The sequence below is a fragment of the Emticicia sp. GW821-FHT11C11 genome (assembly GCF_058808615.1).
Genome location: NZ_JBXARV010000001.1, coordinates 1,878,687 through 1,896,245, shown reverse-complemented (window position 1 = coordinate 1,896,245; position 17,559 = coordinate 1,878,687). Strand labels below are relative to the sequence as shown.

At 40.6% G+C, this 17,559-nt stretch carries 16 protein-coding genes; 9 read left to right on the top strand and 7 right to left on the bottom strand.

Features of this window, described 5'->3' with window-relative positions; translation table 11 throughout:
• Window position 1: 1 nt before the first annotated feature.
• Window positions 2–502, bottom strand: a complete 501-nt coding sequence (locus tag AC1RRY_RS08090; RefSeq protein WP_492816627.1) for an NADH-quinone oxidoreductase subunit C — start codon at window positions 500–502, stop codon at window positions 2–4.
• Between the two features lie 211 nt (window positions 503–713).
• Here AC1RRY_RS08090 and AC1RRY_RS08085 point away from each other — a divergent pair, with 211 nt between their 5' ends.
• Entirely contained in the window at window positions 714–1,115 is a 402-nt protein-coding gene (locus AC1RRY_RS08085) for a DUF4890 domain-containing protein (protein ID WP_492816629.1), read from the top strand.
• A 74-nt stretch (window positions 1,116–1,189) separates the two neighbouring features.
• Here the strand turns inward: AC1RRY_RS08085 and AC1RRY_RS08080 are convergent, their stop codons facing one another.
• Together AC1RRY_RS08080 and AC1RRY_RS08075 are read right to left on the bottom strand one after the other, a co-directional pair.
• On the bottom strand, window positions 1,190–2,113 hold the full coding sequence (locus AC1RRY_RS08080) for an aspartate carbamoyltransferase catalytic subunit (RefSeq protein ID WP_492816631.1): 924 nt from the start codon (window positions 2,111–2,113) through the stop codon (window positions 1,190–1,192).
• 70 nt (window positions 2,114–2,183) lie between these two features.
• Window positions 2,184–3,443 (bottom strand): 3-phosphoshikimate 1-carboxyvinyltransferase, encoded by a 1,260-nt coding sequence (locus AC1RRY_RS08075; protein WP_492816633.1) that lies wholly within the window; start codon window positions 3,441–3,443, stop codon window positions 2,184–2,186.
• Between the two features lie 247 nt (window positions 3,444–3,690).
• Between AC1RRY_RS08075 and AC1RRY_RS08070 the strand changes: the two genes are divergently transcribed.
• Window positions 3,691–4,587: an alpha/beta hydrolase fold domain-containing protein gene (locus tag AC1RRY_RS08070; protein WP_492816635.1), complete on the top strand. Its 897-nt coding sequence runs from the start codon at window positions 3,691–3,693 to the stop codon at window positions 4,585–4,587.
• A gap of 4 nt (window positions 4,588–4,591) precedes the next feature.
• On the opposite strand, the gene thrA is transcribed toward AC1RRY_RS08070, so the two are convergent.
• The gene (gene thrA, locus AC1RRY_RS08065; protein ID WP_492816637.1) at window positions 4,592–7,051 is read right to left on the bottom strand and encodes a bifunctional aspartate kinase/homoserine dehydrogenase I; all 2,460 of its coding nucleotides are present in this window, start codon (window positions 7,049–7,051) and stop codon (window positions 4,592–4,594) included.
• Between the two features lie 307 nt (window positions 7,052–7,358).
• On the opposite strand from thrA, the gene AC1RRY_RS08060 reads away from it, so the two are divergent.
• Window positions 7,359–7,670 carry an autorepressor SdpR family transcription factor gene (locus tag AC1RRY_RS08060; RefSeq protein WP_492816639.1) on the top strand — a complete coding sequence of 104 codons (312 nt, stop codon included), beginning with the start codon at window positions 7,359–7,361 and terminating at the stop codon, window positions 7,668–7,670.
• 24 nt (window positions 7,671–7,694) lie between these two features.
• Window positions 7,695–8,312 carry a hypothetical protein gene (locus AC1RRY_RS08055; protein ID WP_492816641.1) on the top strand — a complete coding sequence of 206 codons (618 nt, stop codon included), beginning with the start codon at window positions 7,695–7,697 and terminating at the stop codon, window positions 8,310–8,312.
• On the opposite strand, the gene folP is transcribed toward AC1RRY_RS08055, so the two are convergent.
• Window positions 8,283–9,161, bottom strand: a complete 879-nt coding sequence (gene folP / locus AC1RRY_RS08050) for a dihydropteroate synthase (protein WP_492816643.1) — start codon at window positions 9,159–9,161, stop codon at window positions 8,283–8,285. The genes AC1RRY_RS08055 and folP overlap by 30 nt on opposite strands.
• A gap of 89 nt (window positions 9,162–9,250) precedes the next feature.
• Between folP and AC1RRY_RS08045 the strand changes: the two genes are divergently transcribed.
• The 3 genes from AC1RRY_RS08045 (at window position 9,251) to AC1RRY_RS08035 (ending at window position 11,554) form a co-directional block, all read left to right on the top strand.
• Window positions 9,251–9,802, top strand: a complete 552-nt coding sequence (locus AC1RRY_RS08045; protein WP_492816645.1) for a DUF1599 domain-containing protein — start codon at window positions 9,251–9,253, stop codon at window positions 9,800–9,802.
• A 74-nt stretch (window positions 9,803–9,876) separates the two neighbouring features.
• Window positions 9,877–10,986, top strand: coding sequence for a BT_3928 family protein (locus AC1RRY_RS08040; RefSeq protein WP_492816647.1), 1,110 nt, complete (start codon window positions 9,877–9,879; stop codon window positions 10,984–10,986).
• 43 nt (window positions 10,987–11,029) lie between these two features.
• Window positions 11,030–11,554: a shikimate kinase gene (locus AC1RRY_RS08035; protein ID WP_492816649.1), complete on the top strand. Its 525-nt coding sequence runs from the start codon at window positions 11,030–11,032 to the stop codon at window positions 11,552–11,554.
• Between the two features lie 90 nt (window positions 11,555–11,644).
• Here AC1RRY_RS08035 and AC1RRY_RS08030 read toward each other — a convergent pair whose 3' ends face one another.
• Both AC1RRY_RS08030 and AC1RRY_RS08025 read right to left on the bottom strand, forming a co-directional pair.
• Window positions 11,645–13,177 (bottom strand): OmpP1/FadL family transporter, encoded by a 1,533-nt coding sequence (locus AC1RRY_RS08030; RefSeq protein WP_492816651.1) that lies wholly within the window; start codon window positions 13,175–13,177, stop codon window positions 11,645–11,647.
• A gap of 261 nt (window positions 13,178–13,438) precedes the next feature.
• A complete protein-coding gene (locus tag AC1RRY_RS08025; protein ID WP_492816653.1) occupies window positions 13,439–14,665 on the bottom strand; it encodes a hypothetical protein in 1,227 nt (408 codons plus the stop codon).
• Between the two features lie 330 nt (window positions 14,666–14,995).
• Here AC1RRY_RS08025 and proS point away from each other — a divergent pair, with 330 nt between their 5' ends.
• On the top strand, window positions 14,996–16,471 hold the full coding sequence (gene proS / locus AC1RRY_RS08020; protein ID WP_492816655.1) for a proline--tRNA ligase: 1,476 nt from the start codon (window positions 14,996–14,998) through the stop codon (window positions 16,469–16,471).
• 179 nt (window positions 16,472–16,650) lie between these two features.
• Window positions 16,651–17,256: a sugar transferase gene (locus AC1RRY_RS08015; RefSeq protein WP_492816657.1), complete on the top strand. Its 606-nt coding sequence runs from the start codon at window positions 16,651–16,653 to the stop codon at window positions 17,254–17,256.
• Window positions 17,257–17,559: the final 303 nt, after the last annotated feature.

The window sequence follows — 17,559 nt, the reverse complement described above, 5'->3', positions numbered from 1 at the left end:
TTTAGTATTTCACTTTTATACCGTGATACTCCTCCTGTTCCTTATAATCGGTGCGTAGTGGGTGGCCTTCCCAATCGGCGGTTAAAAGTATTCTTCTTAAGTCCGGATGTCCGGTAAAATCAATACCTACCAGATCATAAGCCTCACGCTCATGCCAGTCGGCTGTTTTCCAGATTGGTGTCAATGAGGGCACCTGTGGTAAAGGCTCACCTTCGGCATTACGGGGTAATTCCACTTTCAGAACAAAATTGTGTTCGTAAGGGATTGAAGTGAGGTTGTAAATCACTTCTATGGTTCCGACAGTCGTTCCGTTATCAATAGCCGTAATACAGGCCAGATAATCGAAATATAGCTTCGGATGCTCATGTAAAAACTGACAGATTTCAAGAATCTTCTCTGCAGGAACCGTTATGTTTGGCTGAATTGATGTTTTGTCTTCCTTCAGAATAACTGTCTCATCAAACGCGCTTATAATTAATAATCTTATCTGGTCAAAATCCATGTTTATCAATTGAGTGAATGTGTGATTGAGCGAATGCGTGATTAATTTATGACCATTCTAACCCATCATCTTCATAAAGGTAAAACATAATCTGTTATCCTGAAAATCAAATAAGTTTATTCGGTCATTTAAACCTTTTACAGATATTTTGTTCTAAGATTTGCAACGTTGTAAAAGAGACTATTTTTATTACAATCAACCAATTCAGAAAATGAAAAAAATACTTTTAGTATGCGCGCTTGCCGGTGGGGTATTTACCGGAGCATTTGCTCAGCAGGAAAGACCTAACCGTGGAGACAGGCAGCAAAAAACGCCTGAACAACGTGCCGAAATAAGAACCAATCGCATGAAGGAATCACTTGCCCTAAATGACGAGCAATACAAAAAAATGCTTGGTATTAACCTGGAGCAGGAGAAAAAAAGAGATGAATTCAGAAAAGAAGAAAGAGAGCGCATGATAGCCACCCGTCAGAAACTGAAGGCAAACCACGACGCCGCCATAAAAAATTATGAAAGTGTGCTTACACCCGAACAAATGACAAAATTTCGTGAAGAAGCTAAAAAAAGAAGAGCCGAAATGAGAGGCAAATGGAAAGAAAGAAGAAGGAGATAAACTATCGGCAGCTTCAATACAAAGGCATAACTGATACCGGTTATGCCTTTTATTTTTATGCTCTATGTGCTGGTTTAAATTTGCTGCGATAACAGATACAAAACTGCCATTCTTACCGCCACACCATTTTCAACCTGATCAAGTATGATAGAATGATGTGAATCGGCCGCATCGCTCGATAACTCCACTCCCCGGTTGATTGGTCCCGGGTGCATCAGTACTATTTCTTTATCCAGTTCATCCAACATTTGTTTATTAATACCAAAGTAGAGAGAATATTCTCTTAAAGAAGGGAAATATTTAATCTGCTGGCGCTCCAGCTGTATTCTCAACACATTGGCCACATCACACCATTGCAAGGTCTCTTTTACGCTGTGCGATATTCTGACACCTATTTCGTTGATATATTTAGGCAGCAAAGTATTCGGTCCGCAGATGGTTATCTCTGCACCTAATTTCTGCAGGCAGAAAATATTTGAAAGCGCAACCCGTGAATGCAGAATATCGCCGATGATGGCAATTTTCTTTCCGGCAAGGTCGCCCAGTTTTTCCTGCATCGAAAACGAATCAAGTAATGCCTGCGTGGGGTGTTCGTGTGTACCGTCTCCGGCGTTTACAATATTGGCTTTTATTTTTTTAGACAGGTAATGCGGAGCACCGGGACTACTATGGCGCATCACAATCATATCTACTTTCATGGCCAATATGTTATTAACGGTATCGAGCAGGGTTTCTCCTTTTTTAACAGAGCTTCCTGATGCTGAAAAGTTGACGACATCGGCAGAAAGTCTTTTTTCGGCTAATTCAAACGACAGACGTGTGCGGGTGGAATTTTCAAAAAAAACATTGGCAATCGTTACATCTCTCAGGGAAGGCACCTTTTTTATCGGGCGATTAATGACCTCTTTAAACTCTTTGGCTGTTTCTAAAATAAGTTGAATATCGTTTGTAGTGAGGTCTTTTATACCGAGTAGATGTTTTGTACTCAATGATTGCATCTTAATTAGAGAAGATATGTTTGACAAAATTAAAAAAAAAGCCCCAATTCACAAAAGGGGCTAAAGAAAATCATGAAATGGCGACGGCAGGTTGTTGTTCAATACCGACAACTTTTTTGATATCATCCCAAAAACTCGGATATGATTTCACTACCACGTGAGGTTCTTCTATTGTTACATCGGTCAGCATAGCCAAAGGCGCAAACGCCATAGCCATACGGTGGTCGTCATAAGTAGCTATACTTATGGGTGCACTACCAAATTCAAAACCTGACCCTGTTACTTTATATTCTGTATTAGGCACCACTTCGGTAAGGCTTCCACCGAATTTCTTCAGTTCATTCTGCAATGCCACAATTCTGTCTGTTTCTTTTATTTTTAAGCTCTCAATACCTGTAAAAGTGGCTTCAATACCTTTTGCTACGCAGGTAACGGCTACCGTCTGGGCAAGGTCTGGGCAATTGGAGAAATCCCACGAAATGTTTTGCTGAGCTGGTATTTTAGTCAGTAAAACTCCGTCTTTTGTAAAAGTACTTTTTATACCCAATTGGGTCATAATATCAACAATGGCACTGTCTCCCTGCAATGAATGCTCTTTCAGACCCAATAATTCCACGCGGGTATCTTCAAAGACAGATAAAGCTGCAATACTGTACCAGTAGCTGGCTCCTGACCAATCAGACTCTATCTTGTAGTTGGTTGGTTCATATTTTTGTGGGGCAACAGTAATCACTTTAGCATCCCAATCAGCTTTGGCGGCTACCCCAAAAGCCTGCATCTGCGCTATGGTCATATTTATATAGGGAATAGACCCTATTTCTCCCGTCAGATTAATAGTCAATCCCAGAGGTAATGTCGGTGCTATCATCAGCAAGGCAGATATATACTGGCTGCTTACATCTCCTCTTATGGTTACCTCATTGTTTTTTTGGTCAGACAACCCATGAAGCTGCAAAGGAGGATACCCCTCTACTTTAAGATAATCAATCTCAGCACCTATAGTTTTCAAGGCTTCAACCAATATTCCGATGGGCCGCTCACACATACGTGCTGTGCCTGTCATGGTCTTACTTTGATTGGTAGCAGTAAAATAGGCCGTCAGAAAACGCATGGTCGTACCGGCATCTATCACATCGGCTACAGAATCGCTTGATTGCAGCAGACGTATCATCGTCTGGGTGTCGCGCGCCGATGAAAGATTCTCCAGGTCTCCTTTAAAACCAGACAAAGCATTGATAATCAAAGCTCTGTTACTTTCTGACTTTGAAGAAGCTAAAGGAATTTTTACGTCAAATGGCTGAGAGTTTTTGTAGAGAATTACTTTTTCCAAAATATAAGTAGTGGTTTGTCGTCTAATCTTTTATCGCTTATCGCTGCAAAATTACAGTTTTCTGACGAATGTCTGAACGATAAACTGAAATTATCTCTGATTTTTTATCAGTTGATTTTATCCGGACAAATCCCCCATTCTGGGGAATCTTTTCCATAAATATTATAGGCATTGGCAAAGAATGCCCCGGGAATATTTTTTTAATACAAAAATACGTGTTCACACACCACACAAAAACCTGAATAGTATGAAAAACCTTCTACACGTCTTAACGGTCCTGTTTTCCATGATTCTATTTACGTCATGCGAAAAATCGGACGACATGAAACCTTCCGGAGATTCTACATTGAGCTTAATCAATGAACCGGATATTGTCGATACCACAGCAGTTACTTTACTGGATCAGACCTACGGGAAAGATGAGCTACAAACATTCGACATTCACATTCCGGCCAAACGCAGTTATACGCAAACAAGAGTAATAGTGATGCTGCACGGTGGCGCATGGAGAAAGCTGGATAAAAGTTATATGGATAATTGCGTAAAAGAGATTAAAGAAAAAGGAAATAACTGGGTGATTGTCAATGCCAATTACAGACTTACTTATAAAGACAGTATTACTTATGAGAATCAGATTGAAGACATCAACTTGCTGATAAAGAAAATTATCTCTTTAAGAAAGCCTTATGGCTTCTCTGATAAAATATATCTGGTCGGCTCAAGTTCGGGTGGCCATCTGGCATTGTCCTATGCGTTTTCGGTCGATAAGTCTAAATACATCAAAGGTGTGTCAGCCATTACTCCTCCCTCTGACCTCACTTCAGAAGAAATCAGAAAAGGCGAATTGGGTAAAGACATAGAAAAACTGATAGGAGAAACATATGAAGATGCACCTGACTTATACAAAATAGCCAGTCCGCGCTTTCATGTCAGTAAAGTATCGCCACCTGTAATACTGTTCTACGGCGGTAAAGACACAACTATTCCATCTAATCAGGGAGAATTGATGATTCAGCGATTAAAAGCCAATTCAGTGGTTTGTTCCTACAATTTCTATCCTGAACAAACCCACGACTGGACGCTACTAAGCGAATCAATGGAAAAAACGTTGGAGTTTTTCGGGGATAAAATCACAAAAAAGTAAAGTATTAACCCAGATAACTGCTGATACTCATGATATCGGCAAACACTCCGGACGCCGTTACTTCGGCACCAGCTCCGGGGCCTTTGATAACCAAAGGATTGTATTTATAGCGTTCTGTAGTGAATGAAACAATATTTTCAGATCCTGCCAGACTAAAGAACGGATGCCGGCGGCCCACCGATTTCAGCTCAATGGTAACTTTTTCTTCGTCAAGCGTTGCAATGTAACGCAGCACCTCATCTTTCGCCTCGGCTGCAGCCAATAGGTTTTCAAATCGTTCGTTGTCTTTTTCCAGTTCAACAAAAAACTCTTCTACTGTTTTTGCCTGCAGACAGGCGTCATTAAGCAGATTTATAATTTTAACATCGTCAGGTTCCAGTTTCAAACCGCATTCTCTTGATAAAATCAGAATCTTACGTGCCACATCCTGCCCGCTCAGGTCGTCGCGTGGGTCCGGTTCAGTGTATCCTTTGGCTTTCGCCTCTTTTACCACATCCCCAAATCTGTCGCCGACTTTGAAATTATTAAAGATATACGCCAGTGTACCAGATAGCACCGCCTCAATCTTGTGAATTTTGTCACCACTGGTAATTAAACCCTGTAAAGTATTAATAATTGGCAGCCCTGCGCCCACATTGGTTTCGTACAAAAATTTCACTCCGTGTTTCTGAGCGGCCTTTTGCAACATAAAATACTGCTCAAACTTACCTGAATTAGCCACCTTGTTAGGAGTAACGATTGAAACGCTTGAGCTAAGCAGTGAATAATAATACTGAACAATGTTTTTATCGGCTGTGCAGTCTACAAATACGCTATATGGTAAGTTCAGATCCTGTACATCAGATACAAACGAACCGATATTGGCGATATCGCCATTTTCCAATAGTTCTTCTTTCCAGTTTTCAAGGCTGATACCTCCTTCATCCAGCAACATTTTCCGGGTGTTGGTAATACCAACCAGACGGATATTAAGATTTTTGCGCGATTTCAGGTAATCTTTCTGCTCACGGATCTGGCGTAATAAAGTACTGCCGATTAAGCCTGTAGCCCCTACCAGAAACAGATTAAGCGTAAGACCATCCACCTGAAAGAAGGTTTCATGGATAGCATTCAGTGCCTTACCGATATCTTTTTTATGGATAACTACCGAGATATTCAACTCAGAAGAACCTTGCGCTGTAGCCACCACATTGATACCGTTTTTACCCAGTACAGAAAACAGTTTTCCTGATGTACCTGTGCTCGATTTCATGCCTTCGCCTACCACGGCAAGTACAGACAGGTTGTGCTCTATTGAAATATTATCCAGTAGCCCCTGGGCTATTTCATTCGCAAAACCCTCTTCCAGAATCTCTTTTACACCGTAAGCAGATTTAGGTTCTACGGCAAAACAGATAGAGTGTTCAGACGAAGCCTGGGATATTAAAATAACACTGATTTTGTTTTTGGCAAGTATCGAAAACAACTTGGCAGATATACCCGCCACGCCAATCATACCCCCACCCTGCACGTTTACGAGGGCAATATCATCAATCGACGATATACCCGTAATAGAATACTCTTTGGTTTCAGCAGTTTTGCTGATATGCGTCCCCGGATGCTTATGATTAAAAGTATTAAGCACTCTGATAGGTATGTTCTTATAAAAAGTCGGGGTCAGACTTGGCGGATAAATAACTTTAGCGCCAAAGTGTGATAGTTCCATCGCCTCAGCATAGGTAATGGTCGGAATCGTGAATGCGTTTTTTACTTTTCGTGGGTCTGCGGTCATCATTCCGTTCACATCCGACCATATTTCTATCACGGAGGCATTCAGTGCTGCCCCGAAAATAGAACCGGTGTAATCTGAACCACCCCTGCCCAACGTTGTGGTTACGCCGTCAATAGTAGAACCGATGAAACCCGTAATACACTGTAACTTATTGGTCTGGGCAAAATGTTTGCGAATCAGTTCATTGGTCAGCTCAAAATTCACATCCGCATGGCCAAAACTATCATTGGTTTTAATCACCTTTCGGGCATCCAGAAACTCAGCCTCAATGCCTTTATTTTTTAGCGCTTCGGTAATAAGAGTAGTTGAAAGTCTTTCTCCGAAACTAACAATCAGATCTAAAGTGCGGTTCGATAGCTCCTTGATTAACGACACGCCTTTCAGAAGGTCTTCCAATTCATTGAAAAGCCCCCTTACTTTAGCAATAGCGCTGCTTTGATTTTTTATGTCTATCAGCCCCTTTACTGCGTTGAAGTGCCTTTCTTCTACCGAGCGCAGTTGTTCTATAAACTCAGGTTCTGACTGAGAAGCCATTTTCCCAATTTCGATCAGGCGATTGGTTACACCACCCATAGCCGAATATACCACTGCTATTTTGCTCCCCTCATCAAGATTCTCTCTGATAATCTGAATGACCTGAATTATGCTTTCTACTGTGCCTACCGAAGTACCGCCAAACTTTAAAACTTTCATTGTTTTCGAATTGCTAAAATATCATATCATTAACCTGCAGAAGTCTGCCGACTTACTGAAGCGCAAAAAAAATCCCCACTTCGGCAAGGAATGGGGCAGATGTTGATGAAGTGTCTGCAAATATAATGATTTATATACCAATGCAATAGAAATAGCCGTAAAATTGTGTTTTTCAAAGAATAAGCCTTGAGCCCACTTATATTTAGAAGTTTATCTAAATATTTAAGCAGCGAAATTTGATTATTCCGATTTTTTTTCAGTATTTCGTAATCACAACATTTGTTCAATACTTACTACTTTTCATGCAATGAACAATTTATTTAAAGCACTGAACGACTCTACCCGCCGTGAAATTCTGGAGATGCTGAAAGACGGAGACATGACTGCAGGCGATATAGCCGATCGTTTTGATATGACCAAACCGAGTATTTCTCATCACCTCGATTTACTGAAACAAGCCGATCTGGTAGCTTCTGTAAAAAAAGGGCAGTTTATCTATTACTCTCTTAATATGACTGTGATGGACGAAATCCTGGCCTGGTTTATTCAGTTTAAACCGGCTCCTGTCGAAAAACCAAGAATCCGTCTTCAGGTTAATTCCCGTACTATTGCTGATTAAAAGCCCAAACAAACTTTGGATGTCATGAAACGCAGTTTGATATTCGAAATGCTGATTATTGGCGTTGTATTAGCTCCTTTTGCCTATCTGCTCATCAGCTGGAATCCTGTTATATTGGCTGGGCAGACTCGTGTATTGGTGCTCTACAGTATTGCTGCTGTTTTTTTTTACTTTCTGCCGTTGCTGATGCAGTATCTTGACACCCAGAAACCCAATGCCGATTTCCTTATACGAAGTGATAAACGCATCCGCTTAATCTGGTCTTCTTATCTGTCTGCACTGGGTTTTATTCTGTTCTACTATATTTTACATGATTCAGAAGGGGAAAACATCCCTCCGCGATACCTCGGTGTAGCCTTGTCATTGTTCTTATTTGCGAGTGGCAATTTCCAGTCAAATCTGCACCCGAGCAGTGCTTTTGCGGGCAATAACTGGTTTACAAGGAGTTTCGAAGAAAAAAGCTACCGGAAACTGCAGCGGTTTACTGCCCGACTGTTCTTTTGGGTGGGCATAGCGGGTACCGTCTTTTTCCTTTCTTTTACCGAAAGCAGGCTGGTATCCTGGGGATTGATTTTTATAGGGGCAGTTATTTTCTATGGCATCGTTATCCGCCTAATCAGAAATGTGGTGGCGAGCCGGTGAGGCATACATTTCTTCATAAAGCTTTATCGTTTCTACTGCTTCTTTTACATCGTGTACCCTTAAGATATCAGTTCCATGTTGTAATGCAACGATATTCAATGCAGTAGTACCATTCAATGCCTCTTCGGGCTTTATTCCGAGCGTACGCCATATCATTGATTTTCTTGATACACCTACCAACATGGGTAAGCCCAACACCTGAAAGTCCGAAAGATTACGCATCATTTCAAAACCCTGTTTTGCACTTTTTGCAAAACCAAAGCCCGGGTCTATGATAATATCTTTTACACCCAATTGTCTTAAGTCAGATACTTTACTTTGAAGTTCCGAAATCACATCAAGCGTTAAATTCTGATACTGATTCAGACTGTTCATCGTTTCCGGATTGCCCCGGCTGTGCATCAGTATATAAGGCACGTCCAGTTCAGCAACGGTCTCAAACATCAGATTGTCCAGATTACCGCCGGCAATGTCATTAATCATAGAAGCTCCTGCTTTTATAGCTGCCCGCGCTACGGTACTTCTAAAAGTATCGACTGAAATGACAGCACCGGGATAATGCTTTAAAATAGACTCAATAGCTTGTAATACTCTATCTTTTTCTTCATCCACACTAACTTCCTCGGCATGTGGCCGGGTTGAATACCCGCCGATATCCAGAATAGCGGCCCCTTCTGTAAGCATTTTTCCGGCCACATCTATTATCTGTTGAGAAGCCGGTTGGTAGCGACTCCCTTCAAAAAAAGAATCGGGCGTAATATTAAGAATACCCATAATACAAGGGGCAGACAAATCAAGCAATTTGCCGTCTGGAAGCCGTATCAGGGTATTGCTTTTTATGGTTGACATTTGCTTATCGTGACGAAGTTTTATAGTTTTGCAATAATAGATTATATTATCGGAAATTCCTTAAGATTAACTTTTTTTGAGATTCGTGCATGAACCAGACTGAACTAGAATACAGAAATATCATAAAAATTTGTCAGGATCTTTTCGAGAAAAAAAACAAAGATTACGGCACATCATGGCGGATACTCCGGCTGCCCAGCATCACCGACCAGATTTTTATTAAAGCACAACGCATCAGAACCATTCAGGATAACGGTTTCAGTAAAGTAGATGAGGGCGAAATACCTGAGTTTATTGGTATCATTAATTATTGCGTAATGGCACTGATACAGCAAAAACTGGTTGACGATACTAAAATAGAAATTCCGTTTGATGAATTGCATGAGCTGTATAATCAGGAAGTGGCCGAGGTAATGGCACTTTTGTTTAATAAAAATCATGATTACGGCGAAGCCTGGCGCGATATGCGTGTTGGTTCAATGACGGACATCATCCTGATGAAGTTGTTCAGAATTAAACAGATAGAAGATAACCAGGGCAAAACACTGGTATCAGAGGGTATCAAAGCGGGTTATCAGGATATTATCAACTATGCTGTTTTCTGCTTAATAAAACTGGGGCAGGCACAAAGCCAGCAATAATCCGGTTGTTTAACAAGTGACTTTGTCTACAGCAGCTATATTTGTATGCCATTACAACCTTATCTTATTCTTTTATGAAAATACTTGCACAAATTGCGCGCATAATAGTTGGTGTCATATTCATCTTTTCGGGTTTTGTAAAAGTGGTTGACCCTGTAGGTACAGGCATTAAACTTGAAGAATATTTTGAGGTTTTCTCTAAGGATATTCCGGCACTGGAAGGCTTCTTTATGTTTTTTGCGCATAATTCACTCACACTGTCACTCATTTTCTGTGCGTTGGAAGTCATTCTGGGAGTTGCTACGCTTCTCTCTTACCGAATGAAAATAACCTCCTGGCTTTTGTTGGGTATTATTGTATTCTTTACATTTCTGACTTTTTATTCTGCTTATTTCAATAAGGTAACAGATTGTGGCTGTTTCGGGGATTTCCTGAAATTAAAACCCTGGACATCCTTCAATAAAGACATCTTTCTTACCATCCTTATTATTGTCATATTTCTGTTCCGAAATCAGTATAAAGACTCTCATCTGCACGGAATTATGGCAATAGTGTCTGTCATCTCGTTTGGCATCGGAATTTACGCCATCCGTTACCTGCCGCCTATCGATTTTCTTCCTTATGCAATAGGCAAAAGTATACCTGATCAAATGAAACCAACGGGCATCAAGCCTGTTTTTGAGTATACGTTTCTGAATAAAAAAACCAACGAAGAAGTAATTTCTTCAGAGTTTTTAATGGACACCACAACTTACAAATATGTATCGTCAGTAACACTGAATGATGATGAGGTAAAGCCTAAAATTACCGACTATTTCGTAAATGATTCACAAGGAAACGTCTATACCGACTCAACATTCACCGGCAATAAACTGATGTTTGTTTTTAAGAATATCAAAGACATTGACGGCGATGAGGTAAGCGAAATAAAAGCATTGGCAAAGAGTGTAGAAGGTACAAACATTGAATCGATGATACTGACATCGGCTATACAGACCGAGTTTGAAGAGTTCAGACAGGCGCATGCAATCGATATTCCTTATTATACTGCCGATGCCACCGTATTAAAAACCATGGCGCGAACAAATCCGTGTGTGATTTTGTTAGAAAATGGAGTAGTAAAAGGCAAATGGAGCAACCATAGCATACCTGATAAGGAAAAACTAACCCAATTACTCAAATAGATATTTATTACTATACTAATTAAATTACGCCCAAACAGACAGAATGACTACTAACATTTTTTTGATTGGCATGCCGTCGTCAGGTAAAAGTACATTGGGGCGGCAATTAGCCAAGAGTTTAGGATACGAATTTATCGATTTAGATGCCCGGATTGAGATAGCAGAGGGAAAGAAGATTTCAGAGATATTTGCATTAAATGGAGAAGAGTATTTTCGAAAAACAGAAAATCAACAGTTAAAGAAAATCCAGAAAGATGCGCGTTCGATAGTTGCCACCGGTGGTGGTGTGCCTTGTTTTCTGGATGGCCTCGAATACATTAAAGCTAACGGCATCAGTATTTTTCTGGATGTAAAACCCGAGCGATTACTGGAAAGAATGCAGCTTTCAAAGAAAAATGAACGCCCGCTCTATGACCTGGAAAGTAAAAATCTGTTAGAGACACTTACCGATAAATACAACGAACGTTTATTCTACTATACACAGGCAGATATCACCATTGAAGGCGACACTGACCCCAATGCCATTTTGTGGATACTGGAGGCAGAATTCGCCAGAAAGATCCGCTAAAAACAGAAATGACAAACCTGAAGGTTTGTCATTTCACTTTCACACTATTTGTATTTCATTTACATTATAAACACTGCTTTTGGTATCTTCTCAGAAGAAAGTACCCACAGATACTACAAAACTTGTTCCTTTAGAAGTAAGGGCGGCCGAACCATAGTTTTGTGGATTGCTCAGCTGATAGGGTGTATAAGAACCTTTAAACTGGTTGAATACTCCTGCTAAATCAATAAAGAACTTGGAAGAGCGATAACCCAAACCACCTGTGAACAGCATCTGAGAACGGTCAAGATTGTCAACTTTTTGTTTGTACGGGTCTGGCATATACTTCGCACCCGCACGAACCCTGATACTCTGAATACGGTATTCCGCCCCTACTTTCACGTTCACGGCATCATTGAAAGTCGTCTGGATACCACTTTTCTGATCTCTACTCCAGGTATTATCTTCTGAGTCTTTCACTCCCATTCCTCTGTAGCCCACATACTCGGCATCTGCAGTAATAAAACCGGCTTTATTCGGGAAGAAGAAAGTAGCACCTCCACTGGCTTTCAAAGGGGTTGTCAGCGAATAATTAAACAGGTTTTCTTCTGTAGCCACATTCGTTGAAGCTCCTGTAGGAATAACTCCGTTTCCGGCTTTAGGATTGATGTTCACACTTGAATTGTAAATTTCACTTACGCTCAACCATGAGGGAGTAACAAGACTTGCACCCAGACTGATGTTTTCAGTTGCTTTATAGATAGCCCCTAAAGAGAAATTCACACCCGTACCGCGCACATACAGATTTTCGTTATAATCAAAGCCATTGAAAATCACCCCGTTTGAGAAACTCTCAACGTGCGACGTAACGTTCTCGTAATTTAAACGCACAAAGCCGATTCCAAGGCCTATGTAGGTTTTGTCATCAAAATTAATACCGTATCCCAAATTCCACTGGCTCATAGAACCTGTACTTGAAATATCTCCTACTTGATTAGAAGGCAGCGATGGTTCGAGTTTCCGGTAAGAAGTTGCTCCGTCTGACAAAGGGTCAATCAGATACGCCTGATAGTACATGGCTGTTGAAGTATAGGCAGTTCCGGAACCAGGGTCATATTCGTCGTCCAGAACATCACCATTAACTCCTCTACGCGTAGCTTTTTCCGCAAAAAAGTCCATCATTGAGCTACGCTGATTTTGTCCGGCATAACGGAAGTCAGACAGAAAACTGTTTTGTCTGGAATAAGTAATTGCAAAAGCAGAACGCTTTTTTCTTGTACCCACACCACCACTGCTGAATATCAGGCCTAGTTGTCCGATGTTCGGACTGGTAGTATTTCTGCTAAATTGAGATCCGGCATAAACTGAAGACACGTTTATTGAATTAAGCACAGGGGTAATGCTTAATTCCGAGCGGTTATAAAAACCTAATCCGGCAGGATTTGTATAGTTATTAGTAGCATCAGCACCAAGAGAAACGTATCCGCCACCCATACCCTGCATACGGGCCGAGCCTGATATTTTTGATTCTGAGAATCTTAGGGCATCTTCACCATAAAAGTGTCCGCCTAAACTCAATTGTGCCTTAGCTCCGATTGCTCCCATAAGTAGGGAAGTAGTAATCAGAATGCGTGAGATTTTCATTTTTTTAAACTTTATGATTGAAGAAATAGTAAGGATGCTTTCGCATGCCTTTGAGCCGGAGTTTAAACCGAGTAATTGTTTAACCATTCTTCTGGATTAAAGGGTACAATTTATAACAGCTTTTTCTTAATAGAAAACCTCGCCAAACAGTGATGATTCAGCGAGGTTTCTGAATATTTACAACATTGATATTACCGTTTTCACGTTCGCTCTTGAGAGCTTAACAAACATAACCATCCGACTGTTTAGCAGAGTTGGTTATTATCTTGGGCCACGGCTTCCGCCGCCACCGCCACTACTGCCTCCACGTGAAGCTCCGCTGCTGCTGCTTGAACTACTTGAGCTGCTACGAGTGCTGCTTCCGCTGTTCCAGCTTGAATTTGATGATGAACCCGAGCTTCTCAAATTATCAGACCCTCTTGATGAGTTACCGCTACCATTAGACCAGCTGTTCGACGAACGACTGTTTCCTGACGAAGGACGGCTGTATGAACTGTTGCTACTACCACTTTCATAACCACCGTTTCTACGCGGACGAGCATAGTAAGTATCATTACTGTTGGCACGTGAGGTATTTGGTGTATTATTGAATGATTCATTGCCACCACCATTTCTTCTTGGTGTTGCGTAGTAACCATCGTTACCTGTATAGGTTCTGCCACCACCTGTAGAAGTTCTGGCATTGCCCTCGGCACGACGCCCGCCATCGTTGGTTCTAATCGCTGTATTGTTGAAACGATCGTTGTAATAAGCCGAACCTCTGCCTCCGTCACGTGGACCGTAAGTACGATTTCTGGCCGCTCCTACTACACCTGCCGTAGCATTGTAGTAATAGCCAGGGTATCCGCCACCGTAGTATCCACCATAACCATAGTAGTCATAAGGGCTATACCATGAGTTATAGTATGAATAAGGATTGCCCCATGGAGAATAAAACGAGCTATAATAAGGGCTATTGAAACCTCCACCCCAGAACGGATCATAGAAACGATTACCGAAACCACCGTATCCTAAGCCTAGACCAAAACCGATATTGAAGCTGTTAAAACCTCCAAAAGAATTAAAACCAAATGGAGAAGAATATCCGAATCGGTTGAACGGACTGGCCCAACCCATTGGCTGGCTCCAGGCATAATCATTCCAACCTGATTTATAACCGTCAGAGAACCCTGAAGAATAACCCGGCTCTGAAGAATAAGAACGGTTTATCTTACGTGAGTTTACATAGTTCTCATCATAATACTCATCAGTGCCTTCAGTCTGCGCTGGTATATCTTCTCTCTGATAACGCAAGTTATCTTCATAGTCAGGATTTTGGTATATCGAAGGTTGTTGTGAAGATGTTTTATAAGCTACCTGAGGAGCATCTTTTGATGAACCGTAAAGGTCATCATAATCGCCCTTGGTGGCAACTTGTTTTTGACTACAACCCCAGGTACCCAAAAGCACTGCAACCGACAAATACCTGAAAGATTTGAAAGTGTTCATTTTATCTTTAAATTAATTGTGAACTAAAAATAAACTTCTATCTATGTGAATGATGCACAGGCCCTGAAAAAGGTTGTATGATTGTACAAAAAAAATAATAAAATTTTACAAACTTTATCAGCCCTCACTTTTTCAGGTTTATCAAAGATACTGTTACCTAAAAGTAACAAAATTATCTGTGACAAACTTAATATAAAAACTTATCTTTGCAAGTCAATCCAAATGAAAGTTTAATTAAAAGTAGTCAGGATTGTGCTTTACATAGATAAAACGAAAAAATATACTTATTAGATTCATTGCAGGGCGTAAAGTTTAATTTTAATAATAATTATGAGTAAAAGTCTTCCAAAACGAAGTGAGAATTATTCGGAATGGTACAACGAATTAGTTAAAAGAGCAGACTTGGCTGAGAATTCGGCGGTAAGAGGATGTATGGTTATTAAGCCTTATGGGTTTTCGATCTGGGAAAAAATGCAACGCGCATTAGACGACATGTTTAAAGAAACCGGGCATTCTAATGCATATTTTCCACTTTTTGTACCTAAAAGTCTGTTTGAAGCGGAAGAAAAAAATGCGGAAGGATTCGCTAAAGAATGTGCCGTGGTAACGCACTATCGTTTAAAAAGCAATCCTGATAAACCCGGCACACTCATGGTTGACCCTGAAGCCAAACTGGAAGAAGAACTGATAGTAAGACCCACCAGTGAAGCAATTATCTGGAACACCTATAAAAACTGGATACAATCTCATCGCGATTTACCGATTCTGATTAACCAATGGGCCAATGTGGTGCGTTGGGAGATGCGTACACGTATGTTTTTACGTACGGCCGAATTCCTCTGGCAGGAAGGCCACACAGCCCATGCTACCAGCGATGAAGCTCTGGCCGAAACCAAACAAATGCTTGACGTATATGCTACATTTGCCGAAGAGTTTATGGCTTTGCCAGTGATGAAAGGTTTCAAGTCGGCCAATGAGCGTTTTGCAGGTGCTGAAGAGACCTTGTGTATCGAGGCTATGATGCAGGACGGCAAGGCTTTACAGGCTGGTACCAGCCATTTTCTGGGTCAGAACTTTGCCAAAGCATTTGATGTGAAGTTCCAATCGAAAGAGGGAAAGCTGGAACACGTTTGGGGCACCTCGTGGGGAGTTAGTACCCGCCTGATGGGGGCTTTGATTATGGCTCACTCTGATGATAACGGATTAGTATTGCCACCTAAACTGGCTCCTATTCACGTGGTAATTATACCTATCTATAAAGGGGATGAAGACCTGGCTACTATTAAAGAGACCGTTCTCCCTATTATAAAAGAGTTGAAATCGTATGGCATTACTGTTAAGTTTGATGACAACGATGCTAACCGTCCGGGCTGGAAATTTGCTGAATACGAACTGAAAGGAGTACCCGTGCGCATGGCCATAGGCATGAGAGATTTACAGAATGGTGTTATTGAAGTGGCTCGCAGAGATACTTTAAGCAAAGAGATACGCCCATTGGAGGGCATTACCACTTATGTAAAAGATTTGCTGGATGAAATTCAGACAAGCATTTATCAGAAAGCCCTGAATTTCAGAAAAGAAAACTCGCTGGAGGTAAATACGTGGGCAGAATTTGAAGAGCAGATTGAAAAAGGTGGTTTCTTACATTGCCATTGGGATGGCACCTCTGAAACCGAAGAGAAGATCAAAGAACTGACCAAAGCTACTATACGCTGTATACCAATGGATGCCAAAGAAGAAGAAGGCCAATGCATTCTTACCGGTAAGCCATCAAATAAGAGAGTGATTTTCGCAAGGGCGTATTAATCATTTGTCTGATTATTATTCAAGAGCAATAGTTTTTCAAGACTATTGCTCTTGAATATAGTACTATATAGCAGCGTATATCAGCCTTTTACAAAGTATCGAAAAAACGACATTATAGAATTACAACAAAAATGAGGCATGCAAGGTAGTCAGAATCAAGTGCCTAAGTGACCATTAGTATGTATAGACATTTTTTTAAAAGAATTTTCGACATCATAATATCGTTCGTTGGATTAACTATTTTATCTCCTCTGTTATTAATAGTAATCATTGTTCTTGTTATCCAGAATAACGGTACACCTTTCTTCTATCAAAAACGCCCCGGTAAAAACCTGAAGCCTTTTTACATTATCAAATTCAAATCAATGACTGATGCGACGGATGAATTTGGCAATTTACTTCCGGAAAAACTGAGAATTACCTACATCGGAAATGTCATACGTAAAACTTCAATCGATGAACTGCCACAACTGATTAACGTATTAATCGGAGACATGAGCCTGGTAGGCCCGAGACCTCTTTTATCCAGATATATACCTCTCTATAGTGAAGAGCAATTGCAACGCCATAATGTCAGGCCCGGCATAACAGGTTGGGCACAAGTAAATGGCAGAAATACTATCAATTGGACCGAAAAATTCAAGTTTGATATCTATTATGTCAAAAACGTTTCTTTAAGTCTTGACATCCTCATTCTGTGGAGAACAGTTATGAAGGTAATAAAGCGTAGTGATATTAACCAGTCAGATGACACTCCAATGACTCCTTTTAATGGAAGTAATTAACTTCGCTTCAATCTTTTTTAATACCCAATTGATAGCTTTCTGCTATTTAATAAATCCTGACTTATTCCTTCAGAATAATTCGAAACAACCAACTTTTTAAATTCAACGAAAATTATGTTTTAATAAATTACACGAATTGTTTCACTGCCTTTTTGGATAATATCAGGTTTTTAAATAAATTACAGTTGGATATCTATTAACTCTCTTTATCTTTTTGTTGACTGCCTCAAAGAAAAAGTCTTTTAATAGCTTTTCCATAGCTTATTCCATCATACTTTTATAGGGATCTGGATGTATGAATTT

Coding starts and splice junctions, on each gene's coding strand:
- AC1RRY_RS08090 (WP_492816627.1), bottom strand. CDS start 502: ATGGATTTTGACCAGATAAGATTATTAATTATAAGCGCGTTTGATGAG.
- AC1RRY_RS08085 (WP_492816629.1), top strand. CDS start 714: ATGAAAAAAATACTTTTAGTATGCGCGCTTGCCGGTGGGGTATTTACC.
- AC1RRY_RS08080 (WP_492816631.1), bottom strand. CDS start 2,113: ATGCAATCATTGAGTACAAAACATCTACTCGGTATAAAAGACCTCACT.
- AC1RRY_RS08070 (WP_492816635.1), top strand. CDS start 3,691: ATGAAAAACCTTCTACACGTCTTAACGGTCCTGTTTTCCATGATTCTA.
- thrA (WP_492816637.1), bottom strand. CDS start 7,051: ATGAAAGTTTTAAAGTTTGGCGGTACTTCGGTAGGCACAGTAGAAAGC.
- AC1RRY_RS08060 (WP_492816639.1), top strand. CDS start 7,359: ATGAACAATTTATTTAAAGCACTGAACGACTCTACCCGCCGTGAAATT.
- AC1RRY_RS08055 (WP_492816641.1), top strand. CDS start 7,695: ATGAAACGCAGTTTGATATTCGAAATGCTGATTATTGGCGTTGTATTA.
- folP (WP_492816643.1), bottom strand. CDS start 9,161: ATGTCAACCATAAAAAGCAATACCCTGATACGGCTTCCAGACGGCAAA.
- AC1RRY_RS08045 (WP_492816645.1), top strand. CDS start 9,251: ATGAACCAGACTGAACTAGAATACAGAAATATCATAAAAATTTGTCAG.
- AC1RRY_RS08040 (WP_492816647.1), top strand. CDS start 9,877: ATGAAAATACTTGCACAAATTGCGCGCATAATAGTTGGTGTCATATTC.
- AC1RRY_RS08035 (WP_492816649.1), top strand. CDS start 11,030: ATGACTACTAACATTTTTTTGATTGGCATGCCGTCGTCAGGTAAAAGT.
- AC1RRY_RS08030 (WP_492816651.1), bottom strand. CDS start 13,177: ATGAAAATCTCACGCATTCTGATTACTACTTCCCTACTTATGGGAGCA.
- AC1RRY_RS08025 (WP_492816653.1), bottom strand. CDS start 14,665: ATGAACACTTTCAAATCTTTCAGGTATTTGTCGGTTGCAGTGCTTTTG.
- proS (WP_492816655.1), top strand. CDS start 14,996: ATGAGTAAAAGTCTTCCAAAACGAAGTGAGAATTATTCGGAATGGTAC.
- AC1RRY_RS08015 (WP_492816657.1), top strand. CDS start 16,651: ATGTATAGACATTTTTTTAAAAGAATTTTCGACATCATAATATCGTTC.